Origin of the sequence: Variovorax sp. V35, from assembly GCF_041154465.1 — a bacterium.
Lineage (GTDB): Bacteria > Pseudomonadota > Gammaproteobacteria > Burkholderiales > Burkholderiaceae_C > Variovorax > Variovorax boronicumulans.
The window spans coordinates 5,173,559-5,192,197 of sequence record NZ_AP028666.1; the positions used below are offsets into that span (position 1 = coordinate 5,173,559).

The 18,639-nt window shown below is 70.5% G+C and carries 19 protein-coding genes; 10 read left to right on the top strand and 9 right to left on the bottom strand.

Annotated elements, in window-relative coordinates:
- Nucleotides 1-10 precede the first annotated feature (10 nt).
- Nucleotides 11-367, top strand: coding sequence for a cupin domain-containing protein (locus ACAM42_RS23760; protein WP_062482150.1), 357 nt, complete (start codon nt 11-13; stop codon nt 365-367).
- 62 nt (nt 368-429) lie between these two features.
- The gene (locus ACAM42_RS23765) at nt 430-1,419 is read left to right on the top strand and encodes a Bug family tripartite tricarboxylate transporter substrate binding protein (protein WP_369629620.1); all 990 of its coding nucleotides are present in this window, start codon (nt 430-432) and stop codon (nt 1,417-1,419) included.
- Between the two features lie 18 nt (nt 1,420-1,437).
- Here ACAM42_RS23765 and ACAM42_RS23770 read toward each other — a convergent pair whose 3' ends face one another.
- The 7 genes from ACAM42_RS23770 to ACAM42_RS23800 form a co-directional block, all read right to left on the bottom strand.
- Entirely contained in the window at nt 1,438-1,800 is a 363-nt protein-coding gene (locus ACAM42_RS23770) for a DUF3325 domain-containing protein (protein WP_369629621.1), read from the bottom strand.
- The gene (locus ACAM42_RS23775; protein ID WP_369629622.1) at nt 1,797-3,422 is read right to left on the bottom strand and encodes a PepSY-associated TM helix domain-containing protein; all 1,626 of its coding nucleotides are present in this window, start codon (nt 3,420-3,422) and stop codon (nt 1,797-1,799) included. The genes ACAM42_RS23770 and ACAM42_RS23775 overlap by 4 nt, the downstream gene beginning before the upstream one ends.
- Nucleotides 3,419-3,721, bottom strand: coding sequence for a DUF3649 domain-containing protein (locus ACAM42_RS23780; protein ID WP_095948980.1), 303 nt, complete (start codon nt 3,719-3,721; stop codon nt 3,419-3,421). Before ACAM42_RS23780 ends, ACAM42_RS23775 begins: the two co-directional genes overlap by 4 nt.
- 91 nt (nt 3,722-3,812) lie before the next feature.
- The gene (gene fhuE / locus ACAM42_RS23785) at nt 3,813-6,293 is read right to left on the bottom strand and encodes a ferric-rhodotorulic acid/ferric-coprogen receptor FhuE (protein WP_369629623.1); all 2,481 of its coding nucleotides are present in this window, start codon (nt 6,291-6,293) and stop codon (nt 3,813-3,815) included.
- A gap of 70 nt (nt 6,294-6,363) precedes the next feature.
- A complete protein-coding gene (locus ACAM42_RS23790) occupies nt 6,364-7,410 on the bottom strand; it encodes a FecR domain-containing protein (protein WP_369629624.1) in 1,047 nt (348 codons plus the stop codon).
- Between the two features lie 61 nt (nt 7,411-7,471).
- A complete protein-coding gene (locus ACAM42_RS23795) occupies nt 7,472-7,975 on the bottom strand; it encodes a sigma-70 family RNA polymerase sigma factor (protein ID WP_070062515.1) in 504 nt (167 codons plus the stop codon).
- A 105-nt stretch (nt 7,976-8,080) separates the two neighbouring features.
- Nucleotides 8,081-8,830: an SDR family oxidoreductase gene (locus ACAM42_RS23800; RefSeq protein ID WP_369629625.1), complete on the bottom strand. Its 750-nt coding sequence runs from the start codon at nt 8,828-8,830 to the stop codon at nt 8,081-8,083.
- Between the two features lie 102 nt (nt 8,831-8,932).
- Here ACAM42_RS23800 and ACAM42_RS23805 point away from each other — a divergent pair, with 102 nt between their 5' ends.
- Nucleotides 8,933-9,838, top strand: a complete 906-nt coding sequence (locus ACAM42_RS23805; protein ID WP_369629626.1) for an AraC family transcriptional regulator — start codon at nt 8,933-8,935, stop codon at nt 9,836-9,838.
- Nucleotides 9,839-9,851: 13 nt separating this feature from the next.
- On the opposite strand, the gene ACAM42_RS23810 is transcribed toward ACAM42_RS23805, so the two are convergent.
- Nucleotides 9,852-11,549, bottom strand: coding sequence for a long-chain fatty acid--CoA ligase (locus ACAM42_RS23810; protein WP_369629627.1), 1,698 nt, complete (start codon nt 11,547-11,549; stop codon nt 9,852-9,854).
- 209 nt (nt 11,550-11,758) lie between these two features.
- Here ACAM42_RS23810 and ACAM42_RS23815 point away from each other — a divergent pair, with 209 nt between their 5' ends.
- The 3 genes from ACAM42_RS23815 to ACAM42_RS23825 all read left to right on the top strand — a co-directional run bounded on the left by ACAM42_RS23815 (nt 11,759) and on the right by ACAM42_RS23825 (nt 13,898).
- Nucleotides 11,759-12,319 (top strand): CHRD domain-containing protein, encoded by a 561-nt coding sequence (locus ACAM42_RS23815; RefSeq protein WP_369629628.1) that lies wholly within the window; start codon nt 11,759-11,761, stop codon nt 12,317-12,319.
- Nucleotides 12,320-12,428: 109 nt separating this feature from the next.
- Nucleotides 12,429-12,869 carry an OsmC family protein gene (locus tag ACAM42_RS23820; RefSeq protein WP_062475918.1) on the top strand — a complete coding sequence of 147 codons (441 nt, stop codon included), beginning with the start codon at nt 12,429-12,431 and terminating at the stop codon, nt 12,867-12,869.
- A gap of 42 nt (nt 12,870-12,911) precedes the next feature.
- Nucleotides 12,912-13,898 (top strand): tripartite tricarboxylate transporter substrate binding protein, encoded by a 987-nt coding sequence (locus ACAM42_RS23825; RefSeq protein ID WP_062475921.1) that lies wholly within the window; start codon nt 12,912-12,914, stop codon nt 13,896-13,898.
- Between the two features lie 13 nt (nt 13,899-13,911).
- On the opposite strand, the gene ACAM42_RS23830 is transcribed toward ACAM42_RS23825, so the two are convergent.
- On the bottom strand, nt 13,912-14,640 hold the full coding sequence (locus ACAM42_RS23830) for a Crp/Fnr family transcriptional regulator (RefSeq protein ID WP_307696097.1): 729 nt from the start codon (nt 14,638-14,640) through the stop codon (nt 13,912-13,914).
- A gap of 142 nt (nt 14,641-14,782) precedes the next feature.
- Between ACAM42_RS23830 and ACAM42_RS23835 the strand changes: the two genes are divergently transcribed.
- Genes ACAM42_RS23835 through ACAM42_RS23850 form a run of 4 tightly spaced genes read left to right on the top strand, consistent with a single transcriptional unit; the run spans nt 14,783 to nt 18,556 of the window.
- A complete protein-coding gene (locus tag ACAM42_RS23835; protein ID WP_223301409.1) occupies nt 14,783-15,283 on the top strand; it encodes an ester cyclase in 501 nt (166 codons plus the stop codon).
- Nucleotides 15,280-16,053 (top strand): SDR family NAD(P)-dependent oxidoreductase, encoded by a 774-nt coding sequence (locus tag ACAM42_RS23840; RefSeq protein ID WP_369629629.1) that lies wholly within the window; start codon nt 15,280-15,282, stop codon nt 16,051-16,053. Before ACAM42_RS23835 ends, ACAM42_RS23840 begins: the two co-directional genes overlap by 4 nt.
- Before the next feature lie 44 nt (nt 16,054-16,097).
- Complete coding sequence (locus tag ACAM42_RS23845) at nt 16,098-17,171, top strand: hypothetical protein (RefSeq protein ID WP_369629630.1); 1,074 nt, start codon at nt 16,098-16,100, stop codon at nt 17,169-17,171.
- Nucleotides 17,172-17,218: 47 nt separating this feature from the next.
- A complete protein-coding gene (locus tag ACAM42_RS23850; RefSeq protein ID WP_369629631.1) occupies nt 17,219-18,556 on the top strand; it encodes an MFS transporter in 1,338 nt (445 codons plus the stop codon).
- Nucleotides 18,557-18,639: the final 83 nt, after the last annotated feature.

An 18,639-nucleotide genomic window follows, 5' to 3' on the forward strand; every position in this document is an offset into this window, starting at 1 on the left:
GACACCCACCATGCATGTGACCCGTTTCAGCGAGGCGCCGCACTACGAGGCGCCCAACCACTTCGACATGCGCTGCCTGCGCCTGCAAGGCAAGGAGGCCGGCCCCTCGACGCAGATGTGGATGGGCATGAGCCAGATCCTGCCCGGCGGCCGCACCGGGCTGGACGGCTCGCCGATGGAAAAGCTCTACCTCGTGCTCGAGGGCGAGCTGCACGTCGTCGGTGAACTCGACGGCGCGCACCAGGAAGACGTGCTGCTGCCCTACGACAGCTGCCGCTTCGCGCCCGGCGAGAAGCGCCAGCTCGAGAACCGCGGCAACCGCCCGGTGCTGGTGGCGCTGGTGATGGCGAACGCACCGCCCGCCTGACGCGCTCCTTTCCCAGTCAGTCATTCATCGCTCGCACCAACAAATCAACGGAGACAAGACGCATGAAGAAGACACTCCCCTGGAGCCGCCGACAGGCGCTCACGATCGCTGCGGCACTCGCGGCCTGCACGCTCGGCGGCGCGCATGCACAAGGCGCCTGGCCGGGCACGCAACCGGTCAAGCTGGTCGTGCCCTTCACGGCGGGCAGCGGCACCGACATCGTCGCGCGCCTGGTCGCCGAGAAGCTCGGGCCCGCGCTGGGCACCAGCGTGATCGTCGACAACCGCCCCGGCGCGGGCGGCACGCTGGGCGCGGCCATCACCGCCAAGGCGCCGGCCGACGGCTACACGCTGCTGGTGCATTCGGCCGGCCACCTCGTGAACCCGTGGATCTACAAGGGCCTGTCGTACGACACGCTGAAGGACTTCACGGGCGTCACGCCGATGGCCAGCCTGCCCAACGTGCTGGTGACCGCGCCTTCGCACTTCGCCGACGTGAAAGACCTCGTGGCCAAGGCGAAGGCCAAACCCGGCGGGCTGAACTACGGCTCCGCGGGCAACGGCTCCGCCACGCACATGAACGCGGAGGTGTTCCGCCTCGCGGCCGGCGTCGATGCGCAGCATGTGCCCTTTCGCGGCACGCCCGAAGCCATGACCGAGGTGATGGCCGGGCGCGTCGACTGGTTCTTCGCGCCGATGGTGTCGACGCTGCCGCTGATCAAGAGCGGCAAGCTCAAGGCGCTGGCCGTGGGCACCGCCGGTCGCTCGTCCGCCCTGCCCGATGCACCCACCACCGTGGAGGCCGGCGTGCCGGGCTCGGCCTACCTGTTCTGGGTGGGCCTGTTCGCGCCCGCCAGGACGCCGCAGCCCGTGGTGGAGCGGCTGCAGGCCGAGGTCGCGAAGATCATGGTCTCGCCCGAACTGAAGGAACGGCTGGAGAAGCTCGGCGCCGAGCCCTTCACCATGCCCTCCGCGCAGTTCAACAAGTTCATCGCCGACGAGACCGCGAAGGCGCAGCAGGTGGTCAAGGCCGCAGCCATCAAGGTGGACTGACGGCGGGCGCCGCGCGACTCAGCGCAGCAGCGCCACCAGCACCGGCGCCAGCCCCGCACCACCGGCCACGGCGGCAGCGCCGGCGCCCCACGCCACGGCGCGTGGGCGGTACGGCAACAGCAAGGCCACCGGCAACGCACCCGCCGACAGGAAGCCCAGCCACGCGACCGTCCCGACCGTCGGGCCCCACGCCATCACGCAGGGCACGACGGCGGCGACGAGCAGCAACGCGCCGATCACGCGCAAGCCCGTGCGCCGGCGCGCGGGCACTTCGCGTCCGCGCGTCAGCTGTTCGTGGTGCCGGTCCATGGCAAAGCTCAGGCACGACATGCCCGCATACGCCAGCGCAAGGCCAAGCAACGAAGCCCATGCCGTCGTCATCGCGCCGCCTTTCGCCGCAGATGACGCAGCGCGCCCAGCGCCGCAAGGCCGAAGGCCACCACGCCCAGTTCGACCCCAAGGCTTTCCCAATCACTGCGCAGCAACTGCGCCAGCAAGTGATCGCCCGTGGTCACGAAGTTGAGCAGCGGCAGCAGCAGGCACAGCGCGGCCAGCGCACCGAGCTGCTCGCGCCACGCGCGCGCCGGCGAGCGCACGAAGGCATGCACCAGCGCCAGCGCCCACAGCGCGAAGAAGACCTGCAGTTCGCGGTCCGCGCGGTGCCCGATGCCCACCGGCACCAGCCGGTTGGCCCACAGGTAGCCCACGCAGGCGATCGCCAGGCCGGCGATGGCCGCGACGTTCAGCGCCTCGACCAGCCGGTAGACCCGCGCCGTCACGCCGCCGAACTCGCCCAGATGCTTCTGCCGGCGCTTCACGATGAACAGCACGGCGCCCGAACCCATCATCGCGGTGCCCGCGAGCCCGCATAAAAAGTAGAGCCACTTCATCGGCCAGCCGCCGAAGGTCACCATGTGCAGCCCGCCCATGGCCGACTGCGCAAGCATGGCTGCGCCGCCATCCGCGGCGCCCGGCAGACGCACGCGCTGCACCTCGCCGGTGGCGGCCGAGAACTGCACCATGCCGGTGGTGGCGCTGAGCCGGCGCGCGGATTCGTCGTCGCCGTTCCATCCGTACACGCCGATGCGCGCAGCCGCGTCGCCCGGGTGGTCGATGACGACCGCGCGCACCGGCTGGCCCATGCGCTCCTGGCCGCGTGCCGCGAAGGGTTCGAGCACGGGCACGGGCATCGCGCGGCCGGTGGCGGCGGGCTTGTCGCTGTCGCCCAGTTCGGAGACGAAACGCACCTGCGCCTGCGGGCCCGTGCCGTAGTGCAAGACCTTGGGGGCCGGCATGAAGCTGGTGCCCGAGATCACGAGGCCTGTGTAGGCGATCATGAACTGGAAGGGCAAGGTCAGCACCGCCACCGCGTTGTGCGCGTCGAGCCAGCTGCGCTGGCCTTTCTTGGGCCGGAAGGTGAAGAAGTCCTTGAAGATGCGCTTGTGCGTGATGACGCCCGACACCAGCGCCACCAGCATCGCCATCGCGGCGATGCCGACGATCCACAGGCCGACGGTGCCGGCGTGCAGCTCGTAGTGGAAGTCGACGAAGTGGTGGCCGCCGAGCGTGGCGCGCGCCGCGTGACCGCCGTCTTCCTTCAGCGGCTTGCCGGTGGCGGGGTCGAGCGCGACGCCCGCGTACTGGCGGTTGGCGTCGAACCAGAACACGCGCAGCTCGCCACCGCCTTGCGCGTCCGAAGGCCACAGCTCCCACATCGAGGCGCCCGGGTGGTGCTCGGCCATGTAGGCCATGCCCCAGGCCAGGCGCTGCGCGCGGTCGGCCGTGGGCTCGCCCTTCTCCTTCTTGGCTGCAGCGGCGGCTTCCTCGGCGTGGTGCTCCGGCGTCATCCAGTGGGTGATGGGCTCGTCGAACACGGCCAGCGTGCCGGTGAGGAACACCGCGAACAGCAGCCACGAGAACCACAGGCCGCACCAGGTGTGCAGCCAGGCCTGGGCCTGGCGGAAGCCGCCCTGCGACGGCGCCTTGGTTGTCTTCGTGCTCATGCGCCGCCTCCCGCGCCGCGCAAGGCCAGGCCGAGCCCGGCCAGCACCACGGCCGGCAGCAGCAGGCCGGCCCAGGCGCGCGGCAGCGACACGGGCGCAAAGGCCCAGATCACGGCGACGGTGTAGACCGCGAAGCTGAACTGCATGCCCCCGAGCGCGGCCTCGGCGGGGCCGGCCGGCAGCACGGCGGCCAGGAAGACGGCGGCGGCCGAGGCCAGCGCGTAGCCGCCGAACACGGCGGCCGCGACGCGGGACAGCAGCCGCAGGGCGGGAGAAAAGGAGGAGGTGCGGGTGTTCATCGGGGACCGGAAAACGGGGCGCGGACATGCGCCCCTCCCCTACATGACAAACGAGAACGAAAAAAGGGTCATGCCCCCCGCTCTTTCCCGCTCAGAACGCGTAGCTCAGCGTCGCCACCGCGTTGCGCGGCGTGCCGAAGTAGGCCTGCCCGTCGATGTTGCTGTAGTACTTCTTGTCGAACAGGTTCTCGATGTTCAGCTGCAGCGCCAGCTTGGGCGTGAAGGCGTAGCGCGCCATCAGGCTCACGACCGCGCGCGAGCCCTGCTGGTAGCGCAGGTCGACATCGCCCACGCTGTACGCGTAGTAGGTGCGGTTCTGCCAGTTGACGCCGCCGCCCAAAGTGAGCCGGTGCCACGCGCCGGGCAGCCGGTAGGTGGTGAAGAGCGTGGCCTGCGTGGTCGGCATGGCGGTGTTGATGCGGTTGCCGTTGCCTTCGCGGCCCAGCGTGCGCGCGATGCCCGCGTTCAGCTGCCAGCCCGGGGCCAGTTCGCCCGACACCTGCAGCTCGATGCCCTTGCTGGTCACGCCGCGCGCGCCGTAGTAGGCGCCTTCGCTCGAGTTGGGCACGAGCTTGGTGCCGTCACGTTGCGCCACGTTCTCCTGCTCGGCGCGGAAGACGGCGATGGAGGTGTTGAGCTTGCCGTTCAGGTGCTCGCCCTTGAGGCCGATCTCGTAGCTCTTGCCGGTCACCGGGTCGAGGTACGCGCCGCTGGCATCGCGGTAGCTCTGCGGCTGGAAGATGTCGGTGTAGCTCGCGTACACCGAGTAGTTCTCGCCCAGGTCGTACACCAGGCCCGCGTAGGGCGTGAACACCTCGTGCTTGCGCGTGGCCGGGGCGTCGGCGGTCAGGCGCGTGGAGCGCCAGCTGTTCTGGCGCCCGCCCACGATGAGCTTGAGCGAATCGGCCAGCGACAGGCGCGCGGCGCCGTAGTAGCCGGTCTGGCGCGTCTTGGTGATGGCCGAGACCTTCAGCGGGTCCCAGCCCGGCTCGGGGTACGACGCGGCGTTCCAGTCGTAGAAGTTGCCGGTGTCGGGCAGCGGGCTGGTGCGCGGATGGCTCGCCTCCACATAGCGCGACTGGCTGTTGCTGACGCCCACCACGAGTTCGTGCGTGCGCCCCAGCAACTTGAACGGGCCGGTGGCCTGCAGGTCGAGGCTGTTCTGGCGGAACTGGTGCTCGAAGTAGCCGGGCAGCGAGCCCAGGCCGGTGCCGGTGAGGCGGTCGAGGTCGCCGTACAGGTACAGCAGCTTGGCGTTCTGCTTGCTCTGCCGATGCGAGCCGTTGGCCTTGAGCTTCCAGCCGTTGTCGAACTGGTGCGTGAGGTTCGCGAAGGCGGTGGTGGTGGTCGTGTCCCAGTGGGTCCACGGCGTGCCGACGGTCTTGGAGCGGTCCCAGCGCGTGGCCGTGCCGTCGCTGAAGGTCAGCGGCAGGCCGCCCCAGGTCGACGAGGTGGGCCGCGTGGCCTGCGACTCGATGCCCACGCTCAGCGTGGTGTTCGGCGTGAGGTCGGCATCGACCACGCCGTACAGCACGTGCTTGCGGCCGTGGTACATGTCGATGAAGGAATCGCGGTCTTCCGTCATGCCGATGAGGCGGGCGCGCACGCGGCCGTCTTTCGTCACCGGGGTCTGCAGGTCGACCGTGCCGCGGCGCAGGTTCCACGAACCCAGCGCGAGCGATGCGTTGCCGGCGAACACCTTGCTGTCGGCGTGCTTGCGCACCAGGTTCACCGAGGCCGAGGGGTTGCCCGCGCCGGTGAGCAGCCCCGTCGAGCCGCGCACGACCTCGATGCGGTCGTACAGCACCGGGTCGTTGGTGGAAGCGCCGAAGAAATCGGTGGTGACGGTGGTCGGCACGCCGTCGTACTGGTAGTTGTCGATGTAGAAACCGCGCGCGTACAGGTCGGTGCGGTCGCTGTCGGAGCTCACCGAGAACACGCCGGGCACGCTCTGCATGGCCTGGCCGAGCGACAGCAGGTTCTGGTCCTCGATCTGCTGGCGCGTGATGACGGTGACCGACTGCGGCGTCTCGCGCGGCGAGAGCGCGAGCCCCGTGGCCGCCGCCGTGGCGCGCGTGGTGTAGGCGCCGGTGCCCTCGGTGATGCCGCTACGGTCGGCCTCGGCCGTGACGGTGACGGGCGAGAGCGTGTCGATGCCGCCCTGCCCTGCAACAGGCACGCCGGCCTCGCGGCGGTGCAGCGTGTAGCTGCCGTCGGTGCGCGCCACCACCTGCAGGCCGCTGCCCGCAAGCAGGCGCTCGATGGCTTCGCGCGCGGTGTAGCGGCCCGCCACCGCGGGGCTGCTTCGCCCCTGCGTGAGCGCGGGGTCGAACGACAGCGCGATGCCGTTGCCGGCCGCGAAGGCGGCCAGCGTGCGGCCCAGCGGGCCGGCGGGAATGTCGTACGCGCGGGACGCCGCGGCGTCGAGCGAGGACGACGACGCCTGCGCGAAAGCCGGCCCTCCTGCGCCGGCCAGGCCGCCGAGGGCGAGCGCCACCAGGGCATGGCGAAGGACGGTGTTCAGGCGGCGCTCTGCGAACGGGCGCAAGGCGGACGGGCGGGATGCGGACATGGAGACGGGCCTTTCGGTTGGGCAACGGTGGGTTCTTCACCCTCCTTGCCAGCCGAAACGAAAAAAAGTCTCACCCCCGGATCGAAATATTTTTCGAAGCGCCCGCCGCGCCTTCTTCAGATGCCGCACGCGGCACCAGCGTGACCCAGTAGCCGCGCAGGCGCGTGGCCGCATCCACCGGGTAGGTCGACACCAGCATGCGCAGCACGCCGTCGGTGTCGGCCAGTGGAAAGGCGCCCGAGACGCGCAGCTCGGCCACCGCCGCGTCGCACTGCAGCAGCCCGGGGCGGTAGCGCGACAGCTCGGCGGCGAAGTCGGCCAGCCGCATGCCGTCGGCCAGCAGCATGCCCTGCGTCCAGGCCAGCACCGAGGCGTCCGCCGGACGGAAGTCGTCGATGCCGTCGGCCGTGAAGCGGGCCTGCTGCCCCGCCGGCAGCACGCGCGCGGCGGCGCGCTCGGGCGTGATGCGCACCGCGCCTTCGAGCACGGCGATGTGGGTGGCGCCGCCCGCCTCCTTGCGCACGCTGAAGCGCGTGCCCAGGGCCTCCAGCGTGCCGCCGGCGCTGGCCACGCGGAACGGGCGGTGCGCGGCGGCGGGGTCGGGCGCGGTGGCGATGAAGATCTCGCCCGCCTGCAGCACCACGCGGCGCTGCGTGCCGTCGAAGTGCACATCGACCGCGCTGGCGGTGTTGAGCGTGAGGCGGCTGCCGTCGGCCAGCCGCAGTTCGCGGCGCTCGCCGGTGGCGGTGCGGTGCCCGGCCATCCAGCCGCGCTCGCCGGCCGTCTCGACCACCTGCCAGCCGAGCCAGCCGGCGGGCACGGCCGCCAGCAGCGCGGCCAGCCGACCGAGGGTGGCGCGGCGGTTGTTCGCGTTGCCGCGCGCGGGCCGCGCGAGCGACGACATCGCCAGCGCCGGCGGCAGGCCGCCGAGCTTGTTCATCAGCTGCTCGGCGCGCGCCCAGGCGCGGGCGTGGTCGGGGTGGCTCTGGCGCCAGCGCTCGCAGGCGCGGCGGTCTTCGTCGGTGACGGCGCTGTCGTGCAGCCGCATCAGCCATTCGGCGGCTTCGTCGAGCACGCGAGGCGCAAGTGCTGACGTTTCGAAATTCATCGCGCTCATCAGAATGCCTTCGTGCTTCGCACTTCGGCGCGAGCTTGCTTGGGGCGGCCCGGCGCGGCGCTCATGCCATCACCGCCAGGCAGCCCCGGAAGCCCTGCTGCATGTAGCGCTTGACCGTGACCAGCGACACGCCCAGCTCGCGCGCGATGTCCTCGTACTTCATGCCGTCGAGCTGCGACAGCAGGAAGGCCCGTCGTGCGAGCGGCTTGAGGGCGTCGAGCATCGCGTCGATCTCGTGCAGCGTCTGCAGGATCACCAGCCGCTGCTCGGGCGACGGCGCCTCGGGCTCGGGCATGACGGCCAGCGCCTCGAGGTAGGCCCGCTCCAGCGCCTGGCGCTGGTACCAGTTCACGAGGATGTTCTTGGCCACGCTCGTGAGGTAGGCGCGTGGCTGCACGATGACCTCGGGGTTGCGCGCCGTCAGCAGCCGCGCGAAGGTGTCCTGCGCCAGGTCGGCCGCGTCGCACGAGTTGCCGAGCTTCTTGCGCAGCCACGACTGCAGCCAGCCGTGGTGGTCGCTGTAGAGGGTGTGGACTTGCTGGAAGGCGGCTTCGGCAGCGGACATGGCGGGCGGCACGGCGGCGGGGGCTCCGCCTACAAATAAGAATTATTCTCATTTTAAGCAAAAAGGCCGCAGTGCCGCCCTGGCCGCGCTTGCGGACAGCGTGGCTCAGGCCGGCCGGGCTGCCGCGAGCGCCACCGCGTCCGCGCCCGCCGGATAGCGCAGCGTCGCATCCGAGTCGTTCGCGGCGCGCCAGACGGCCTCGGCCACGTCGGCGGCCGTGGTCACGGCCGTGGGGTTGCCCAGCGCCGCGAAGACGCCCTGCGCCAGCGGCGCGTAGTCCGGCGGGATCAGGCCTTGCATGCGCTGCGCCCCGTTCTCGGTGAACCGCGTGCCGGGCCCGTAACCCGGCTCGACCAGCTTCACGCGCACGTCGAACGCCGCCAGCTCGAACGCGAGCGAAGCGGTGAAGCCCTCGATGGCGGTCTTGCTCGCGGTGTACGCGGCCACCAGCGGCATCGGCGCGAGCGTGACGGACGAGGTGACGTTGACCAGCAGCCCCGAGCGCCGCGCCCGGAACTGCGGCAGCACGGCCTGCGCCATGGCCATCATGCCGAAGGTGTTGGTCTCGAACACCTCGCGCACGGTGGCCATGGGCGTGGCCTCGAAGGCGCCGAAGAGACCGACGCCGGCGTTGTTCACGAGCACGTCGATCGGGCCCGCGTTCTCGATGGCGGCGGCGATGCTGTCGGGCCGCGTCACGTCGAGCGGCAGCACGCGCAGGTTCGGCGCGTCGGGAAAGAGATCGTCGCGCGGCGTGCGCATGGTGGCGACGACGCGCCAGCCCTGGGCGTGGAAGTGGCGCGCGGTGGCCAGGCCGTAGCCGGAGGAGCAGCCGGTGATGAATGCGGTTTTCAATGGGATTCCTTGGAAGTGGGTGATGAAGAGCCCCAACGATAGGGACGACCGACCGGACTTGCTACCATCGAACGTCGCCATTTCTTTTGCAGGAGTCCAGCCATGGCCGATCCCCTGGCCGAGGTCATCGCGCTGCTTCGCCCGCGCGCCGTGTATTCCAAGGTGATCGCGGGCGCCGGCGCCTGGGCCGTGCGCTACACGGCCTTCGGCCAGCCCAGCTTCTGCACCATGCTCGAGGGCGAGTGCATCCTGGCGGTCGACGGCCAGCCGCCGCTGGCGCTGGCCGCCGGCGACTTCCTGCTGATGCCGGCCACGCCCGGCTTCACGCTGTCGGGGCGCACGCCGGCGCCGCCGGTGTTCCTCGACCCGCATGAACAGGCTGCGCGCGAGGACGCACACGGCGAGGTTCGCCACGGCGACCGGAACGGCCCGCCCGACGTGCGCATGCTCGGCGGTTACTTCGCCTTCGACTCACCCGACGCCGCCCTGATGGTGTCGCTGCTGCCTTCGGTGCTGCACATGCGCGGCGTCGCGCGGCTGTCGCTGCTGGTGCAGCTCGTGCGCGAAGAGTCCCTGGCGCAGCGGCCGGGGCGCGACCTCGTGCTCGGGCGGCTGGTCGAGGTGCTGCTGATCGAGGCGCTGCGCTCGGCGCCCGGCGAAGGCGCGCCGCCGGGGCTGCTGCGCGCGCTGGCGGACAGCCGGCTCGCCGCCGCCGTGCGGCACATGCACGCGGACCCCGCGCGCTCATGGACGGTGGAAGAACTCGCCGGCAAGGCCGCGCTCTCGCGCTCGGCCTTCTTCGAGCGTTTCTCGCGCGCCGTGGGCCTGCCGCCGATGGAATACCTGCTGGCGTGGCGCATGGCGATCGCCAAGGACCTGCTGCGCCGCGGCGGCTGTGCGCCGGCGGAGGTGGCCGCGCGCGTCGGCTACAGCTCGGCCAGCACTTTCAGCACGGCCTTCAGCCGCCATGTGGGCCAGGCGCCGGGGCGCTACGCGCGCCAGCTGTAGCCCACAGCGACGATCAGGCCGCGGTGCCTTCCTTCTCCTGCAGCAACCGCCACATCACCTTGCCGCTGCCGCTCTTGGGCAGCGCATCGACGAACGCCACCTTGCGCGGAATCTTGTAGACCGCCATGTTCTCGCGGCACCAATCGATGATCTGCTGCTCGGTCGTGTCCTTGTGCGTGGCGCGCAGCACCACCACGGCCTTGACCGATTCACCGCGGTAGTCGTCCTTGGTCGAGATGACGCAGGCCTCCTGGATCGCGGGGTGGCGGAACATCAGCAGCTCGACCTCGGCCGGCCACACCTTGAAGCCGCTCGCGTTGATCATGCGTTTGAGGCGGTCGGTGATGAAGAAGTAGCCCTCCTCGTCCATGCGGCCCATGTCGCCCGAGCGGAAGAAGCGCTTGCCCTCGAACTCGACAAAAGCGGACTTGGTGGCGTCGGGGCGCTTCCAGTAGCCCTGGAACACCTCGGGGCCGTGGATGATGATCTCGCCCGACTCGCCGATGGGCATCTCCTGCAGCGTGTCGGGGTCGACCACGCGCGCGTCGGTGCTCATGAACGGAATGCCCAGGCACTGCTGCTTGGGGTGGTCCGAGGGGTTGGTGTGCGAGGGCGCGGCGGTCTCGGTGAGGCCGTAGCCTTCCTGGTACTTCAGGCCGTACTGCTCGAGCAGGCGCTGCGCCACGGCCTGCGGCATGGCGGCGCCGCCGCCGCCGATGTGGGTCATGCTCGTGAGGTCGTAGCTCGCGAAGTTGGGGCTGGCCATGAGGTCGATGACCATGGTGGGGATGTTGGTCCAGCTCGTGACCTTCCAGCGCGAGATGAGCCGGCCCGCCACGTCACGGTCCCAGCGCGGCATGATGACCAGCGTGGCCGCCGCGAGGATCGAGGTGTGCATCATGCTCACCACGCCGGTGATGTGGAACATCGGCACCACGGCCAGCACCACCGCCTCCGACGTCGCCTGGCCCCAGAGCTGGCCGGCCATCGCGTTGTGCATGAGGCTCGAATGGTGGTGCACGCAACCCTTGGGCAGGCCGGTGGTGCCGCTGGTGTAGGGCAGCAGCGCCATGTCGTTGGCGCCCACCACGTGCGCGGGCGCCGCGTGGCCGGCCGCGAGCGCATCGGTCCACGCCATGACCTGGCCGTCGGCCAGCGCGGGCAGCGGGTGGCGCGTGCCGAGCCAGTCGGCCCAGGCCGGCGCGGGGGCGTCGTCGCCGGTCACGCCGGCATCGAAGGCGTCGGTGAACTGGCTCACGATGAGGTGCGACAGGCGCTGCTCGGGCGGCAGTGCGTCGCTGGCCTTGGCCAGCTCGGCCGCGAGGTCGCCGGTGGTGATCGCCACCTTGGCGTCGGGGTCGACGATGTAGTGCTTGAGCTCTTCGGCCCGGTTCATCGGGTTGACCGGCACCACGACGGCGTTGGCGCGCAGGATGGCGAAATGCGCGATCACCAGCTGCGGGCAGTTCTGCATGTTCAGCACCACGCGGTCGCCGCGCTGCACGCCCAGCGCATGCAGCGTGCCGGCCAGCCGCTCGACCTGGTCGGCCACGTCGCGGTAGCTCAGCACGCGGCCGAAGAAGACCAGCGCGGCCTTGTCGGGGTAGCGCGCCGCCGAGGTGGCCAGGTTGTGCCACAGCGAGGTCGCGGGGACGGTGATCGAATGCGGGAGGCGCTTGGGCCAGAACTTGTAATGCGGGCGTGGTTGCATGGTCTGTGAACAGGCGAAGGAGGAAGAAGGAGAGGGAAAAGAAAGCGGTGCGACAAAGGCGCAATGCGCCAGCCTAAGCCGCACCGGCCGCCGCTCCCATCGGGGAAGCCCCCGGGGCGTCACCTTGGCGACGCCCATTCTTCGTACGTCGCGCATGCACAGGCGCATCGGCTATCGTGCAGGCTCCGCTTCACCCGTACCTGTCTGCCATGCCTGACCCCGCCCGCACTCCCCTGCGCCGCCGCATCGCCCTCTTCGGTGCCGCACTGGCCGCCCTGGCCGCGGCAGGCTGCTCGCGGGTCCCCCGGTTCGGCATGTCGGCCCCCGCGACGGACTCGCCGTCCAAGGAACCGCCGACATGGTTCGTGGCCGACTGCTGGCTCGGGACCGAGGACGTGGTCCCGCCGCACAAGGGCAAGGCCGGCGGCTCGGCGGCCGGTACGCTGACGCTGGCCACCGGGGTGTTCGAATGGCGCGTGAACGCCGCACGCCTGAGCGGCCCGGCGACGGTCGTCGGCTTCTACGGCCCCGCCGCCACGGGCAGCAACGGCCCGCTGGCGATCCAGCTGCCGCTGCCCAGCGAGGGGGAGCCGCGCAACGACGGCACCGGCGCCGGTTACGAGCGGACCGGCACGAGCCGGCTGACGTCCGCCCAGATGGCCGACCTGATGGCCGGCCTCTGGTATGTCAGCGTGTCGACCAAGGCCTGGCCGGGCGGCGAGGTCCGGGGCCAGCTCAAGCGCAGCACCTGGGGCGTGCACGGCGGCTGACGTCGGCCCCCGATGCGATGCGCTCTGCGACTACAGACAGGCGCGGATTTCGGAGCGATACCTGCGGTTCTCCCTCCGATCCACCCTCCACCTGACTGAAGGAATGTCCATGGCAGCAGACAAGCACGCAAGCGTTCACTGGGAAGGCGCCGGCAAGACCGGCAAGGGCCTGGTCAGCACCGAGACCGGCGCCCTCAAGGACTATCCCTACGGCTTCGCCAGCCGCTTCGAAGACGACCGGCGCGGCACCAACCCCGAGGAAATCGTCGGCGCGGCCCATGCGGCCTGCCTGACGATGGCCTTCGCCTTCGCGCTGGAAGCGGCAGGCCTGACCGCGACGCGCATCGACACCAAGGCCGCCGTGCGGCTGGCCAAGGACGGCGCCGGTTTCAAGATCGATCGCATCCAGCTCGAACTGGACGCGGCCGTGCCGAACCTCGACGAAGCGAAGTTCCAGGAAATCGCCGCCGCCGCCAAGGCCGGTTGCCCGCTGTCGAAGGCGCTGGCGAGCGTGCCCGAGATCACGCTGAAGGCCACGCTGGCCAGCTGACCGCGCTGCTTATGATCGTCTCCACAAAAAAGGAGACGGATCATGAGCAAGCCCACCCGGACCGCATCGGCGGTCCTTTCTTTCGCCCTCGGCGCGTTCGGTGCGTTCGGCACCACGGCGGCCCTGGCCGCCTACCCCGACAAGCCGATCAAGGTCGTCATCGGCTTCCCGGCCGGCGGCCCGCTCGACCAGCATGCGCGCCTGTTGACCGACAAGCTGCAGGCCGTGCTCGGCCAGCCACTGATCGTCGACTACAAGCCCGGCGCGGGCGGCTCGGTCGGTGCCGATTTCGTCGCCAAGAGCCCGGCCGACGGCTACACGCTGGTGCTGGCCAACACCGGCGTGGCGGTGATCAACGGCGCGCTCTACAGCAAGTTGCCCTACAACACGCAGCGCGACTTCGTGCCGATCGCGCGCACCGCGATGCAGCCACTCGCGCTCCTGGTCACGCCCAAGCTGCCGGTGCAGAACCTCAAGCAGTTCATCGACTACGCCAAGGCACGGCCGGGCCAGGTCAACTACGGCTCGGCGGGCAACGGCGGCATCAGCCACCTCGTGCCCGAGATGTTCAAGACCGCGACCGGCCTCTTCATGGTGCACATCCCCTACCGCGGCAGCGCGCCGGCCTTCACCGACCTGATGGGTGGGCAGGTGCAGTTCATGGCCGAATCGATTCCGCAGGCCGCCAACTATCACAAGCAGGGCAAGGTGCGCGCGCTGGCCGTGACCAGCCGCGAGCGCAACCCCGCGCTGCCCGACGTGCCGACCGTCATCGAGTCGGGCGTCAAGGGCTTCGAGGTGGTGGGCTTCTACGGCTTCCTTGCGCCGAAGGACACGCCCAAGGACGTGGTCGCCAAGCTCAGCGATGCGTTCAGGCAGGTGCTGACCAGCCCCGAGGTGCGCGAGCGCATGGTGAGCCAGGGTGCGGACCCGGCCTACCTGGGCAGCGAGGACTTCGCACGCTTCCTCGCGACGGAAACGCCGCGCTGGGACAAGGCGGTGAAGGCCTCGGGCGCGCGGATGGACTGAACCCCGCCAGCGTTCAGCGCGGCGTGGCCGCGTGCCGCTCCAGCTGCGCGCGGTCGAGCAGCTCGATGCTGCGGTAGCGCACGCGCAGCGTGCCGTCTTCCTCCCACAGCTTGAGCTGGCGGTTCACGCTCTGGCGCGACACGCCGAGCATGAACGACAGGTCTTCCTGCGACACGCCCAGCAGCGTGCCGCCCCCTTCCTCCGTCGGCGCGACCGCGCGCGCGTCCAGCGTGAGCAGCCGGTGCGCCAGCCGCACGGGCAGCGGCATCAGGATCACGTCGTCGATCCAGGCCAGCGCCTGGCGCAGCCGCAGGCACACGAGCCGGGTGAAGGCCATGTGCACATCGGGATGGTCGGCCACCAGCCGGTGGAAGTCGGCCGCCGCGACCACGGCCATCTCGGTGGTGTCGACCGCGCAGGTGTCGTAGACGCGCTCGCGCCCCACCAGCAGCGAGACCTCGCCGAACCAGTGGCCCGGCTCGAGCATCGCGATCACCGCCTCGCGCCCGCCCGGCGCGACCACGCTCACGCGCAACGAGCCGCTGACCACGCCGAACAGCGCGTCGGGCGACGATCCCTTGTGGAACAGCGATTCGCCGCGCACCAGCGTGCGCCGGTGCGCCACCGCGAGCAGGCGCTGCTGCACGTCGTCGGCCAGCCGCATGTCGCTGTTGTGCACGGGCGAAGGCTGCGCGTCCGGCTCGGCGGGGCTGGCGCTGGAAGAAGGGGAAGAGCGTGGCATCGCGGGTTTGTCCGGGGCCTCGATTGCCAACACCGGACAGTCTGGCGTCGAGGGGCTGTCGATAGTACGCAGGCCACCCGGGTCGACGCATTCGCGGCAACCCGATGTCCCCTGTCACCCCTGTCGCATGGAGCACACCCCGATGACCACACTGACCGACCTGCAAGCCCGCCGCGAGCGCCTCGTGCTCGACCATTTCGCCGACGAGACGCGGCAGGATTTCGACGCGGTGCTGGGCACCTTCCCGCACCCGCACTACGAGCTGATTCCCAGCGGCGAGGTGCACGACGGCATCGCCGACGTGCGCCAGTACTACACCGACACGCGCCGCGCCTTCCCCGACCAGCGCCACGAGATCATCCAGCTGCGCCATGCCGACGATTCGGTGATCGTGGAGTTCTGGCTGCTCGGCACGCACCGCGGTCCGCTCAAGGGCCTGCCGCCGACGGGCAACAGCTTTCGCTGCCGCATGAACGCCTTCTTCATCTTCGAGGGCGACCGGCTGGTGTGCGAGCGCGTGTACTTCGACACGCTGACGATGCTGCGCCAGCTGCTCGTGGGCGTGCCCCCGGAGATGGTGGGCGGGCTGGTTGCCGGCCTGCTCGGCCAAACCGCCCCGCGGGCCGAGGCCGCCACGGCATGACCGGCACGCCCGCCCGGCCACTCGAAGGACGCCATGCGATCGTGACCGGCGGCGCGCGCGGCATCGGTCTGGCCATCGCGCGGCGCTGCCTCGCGAACGGCGCGAGCGTCGCGCTGTGGGATGTCGAGGCTGCGACGCTGGCGGATGCAATGGCGCAACTGGCGCCGCTGGGCACCGTGGTCACATCGTTGGTCGACGTGCGCGACGAAGACCAGATCGCCTGTGCGGCTTCGCAGTCGCAGGAGCGTTTCGGCCGCGTCGACGTGCTCGTCAACAACGCGGGCGTGCTCGGGCCGACGGTGCCCGCGTGGGAGCACACGCCCGCGCAATGGCGCCACGTGCTCGACATCAACCTCACGGGCGCCTGGCTGTGCTGCCGCGCCGTCGCGCCGCTGATGCTCGCGCAGCGGCGCGGGCGCATCGTCAACATCGCCTCGGTCGCGGGCAAGGAAGGCAACGGCTTCAACGCCGCCTACTCGGCCTCGAAGGCCGGGCTCATCGCGCTGACCAAGTCGCTCGGCAAGGAGCTGGCCTCGTCGGGCGTGCTGGTGAACTGCATCACGCCGTCGGCGGCCGACACGGCCGTCTTCGCGGACGTGCCCGCCGAGCACCGCGAACAGCTGCGCACCGCCCTGCTCTCGCGCGTGCCGATGGGGCGCTTTGTCGACGTCGACGAGGTGGCGGCGATGGCCGCGTGGCTGGCTTCGGACGAGTGCTCGTTCAGCACCGGAGCGGTGTTCGATATCTCCGGAGGGCGCTCGATGTACTGAGCGACGAAGCAAGCAGCCCACGCATCCAGACACAGGAGACCCCCATGACCCGAGACCCCGACCCCACCGGCTTCGCGCAGATCACCGAACTCGACGGCACGCGCCACGCCGCCATGCCGCAAGACCGCCTGCGCGCCATCCGCCACGGCGCCGAAGCCCTGCGCGAGCGGCTGCTCGATGCGCCGCCCGTGCACTTCGCGCGCAGCTTCAACCTGCTGCGCATTCCGTACCCCGCGTGGTTCGCCTTCACCGGCGTGTACTCGCAGCAGCTGCTCAAGCCGCACATGGTGCATCTGCTGGCGCGCACCGTGCTCGTCCAGTACGACGACTTCGAGGGCCGGCTGCGCACGCTGCTCTTCACGCCGGCCGACTTCGAAGCCGGAAACGCAACGCCCTACTTCAAGCGCCTGAGCGACCAGACGCCCAAGTTCCTGCACAAGGCCATCGCGCCGGTCTACCAGACCGTGCTTCAGGCGCTCGCCAGCTGCGGCGTGGCGCCCGAACAGATCGACCACATCACCTACGACCACCTGCACACGCAGGACGTGCGCCGCTGGCTCGGCAGCGCCAACGCACCGGGCCTGCTGCCGAACGCGAAGCTGCTGGTGCACCGCCAGGAGCTCGCGAACGTGCAGGGCCTGCTGCCGGTGCAGGCCGAGTGGTACTGCCCGCACGGCCTGGACGGGGTTCCGCCCGAACGCATCGCCGCCTTCGACGGCAGCCTGCAGCTCGGTCCCGGCGTCGCGCTGGTGCACACGCCGGGGCACACCGAAGGCAACCACTCGCTGGTGTACCGCACGGGCGACGGCCTGCGCGTGAGCAGCGAGAACGGCGTGGCGGCCGACAGCTGGGCGCCGCTGCAGTCGCGCCACAACGGCATCCGCCGCTATGCGCAGGCCACGGGCGCCGAGGTGATCCTCAACGGCAACACGCAGGAAAGCAGCAACGACCAGTACCTGTCGATGGTGCTCGAGAAGACGCTCGCGGGCACCTCGGCGCTGCACGGCTTCAGCAACGTCGTGCCGTCGGCCGAGTGCTCGCCGCACTGGCTGTTTCCGGGCGCGCCGACCAGCCACCTGTGGGGCGAAACCAGCTTCGGCGCGCTCGTGCCGGCCTGATCCGCCCGGCGCACGCACCACAGCCAACAAGAAAAGGAGACACACCGATGAACACCGCCACCCTCGACGCCGCCGCCGGCGCGCGCACGCCGGCCTCGGCCGATGCGCGCGACGACGCCGCGCTCTTTCGCAAGATCACCTGGCGCCTGATGCCGCTGCTGTGCGCCTGCTACGTGCTGAACTACCTGGACCGCACCAACGTCGGCTACGCGCAGCTGCAGATGAAGGACCAGCTGGGCTTCAGCGACGCGGTGTTCGGTCTGGGGGCCGGCATCTTCTTTCTGGGCTACGCGGTGTTCGAGATCCCGAGCAACCTGATGCTCGCGAAGATCGGCGTGCGCGCCACGCTGCTGCGCATCATGGGCCTGTGGGGCCTGGCTTCGGCGGCGATGATGTTCGCCACCACGCCCACGCAGTTCTACGTGCTGCGCTTTCTCATCGGCGTGTTCGAGGCCGGCTTTGCGCCGGGCGTGCTGTTCTACCTGACGCTGTGGTTCCCCTCGCGCCGCCGCGCGCAGGCCACCGCGCTGTTCTTCATGGCCTTCGGCGCGGCGCCCATCGTCGCGGGGCCGATCGCCGGGCTCACGATGACCTACCTGGACGGCGTGCTGGCGCTGCGCGGCTGGCAATGGCTGTTCCTGCTCGAAGGGCTGCCGAGCGTGCTGCTGGGCGTCATCGCCTTCCGCACGCTGTCGAACAGCCCGGCGCAGGCGCCGTGGCTTTCAGCGGCCGAGAAGCAGCGCGTGGCCCACCTGCTGGCCGAGGACCAGGCCGCGCACGGCGGCGCCGGGCGCCACACCTTCGGCGCGGCGATGCGCGACGGGCGCGTGTGGCTGATCGGCTTCATGTCCTTCCTGATCATCCTGGGCATCTACGCGCTGTCGTTCTGGCAACCGACGATCCTGAAGTCGATGGGGCTCAGCGTGCTGCAGATCGGCTTCTATTCGGTGATTCCCGCCGTTGCGGGCATCGCGGCCAACATCGTCGTGGGGCGCCACTCCGACCGGCACCAGGAGCGCCGCTGGCACTTCGCGCTGGGCGCGCTCGCGGGCGCGGCCGGGCTGGCGCTGACCACGCTCTTCATGCAGAGCCCCATCGCCGCCGTGCTGTGCCTGGCGCTGGCGTCGATGGGCATTTCGAGCGCCTTCACCGTGCTGTGGGCGATTCCCGGCAGCTTCATGTCCAGGAGCGCGGCGGCGGCGGGCATTGCGCTCATCAGCACCATCGGCGGCAGCGCGGGGCTGGTGGCGCCGATGATGGTGGGCGCGCTCAAGACGCTCACGGGCGGCTTCACGGCCAGCCTGTATGTGCTGAGCGGCGCGCTGGTGCTGTCGGCGCTGCTCATGCTGCTGGCCCTGCCCCGCAGCGCGCTCGGCAAACGGTAGCGCGCACCGCCGGCGCACCACGGCCGGCCCATTTCGGTGCACACGGCTTGCATACCAGTTGGCACGGAAGCTGCTGATATGCA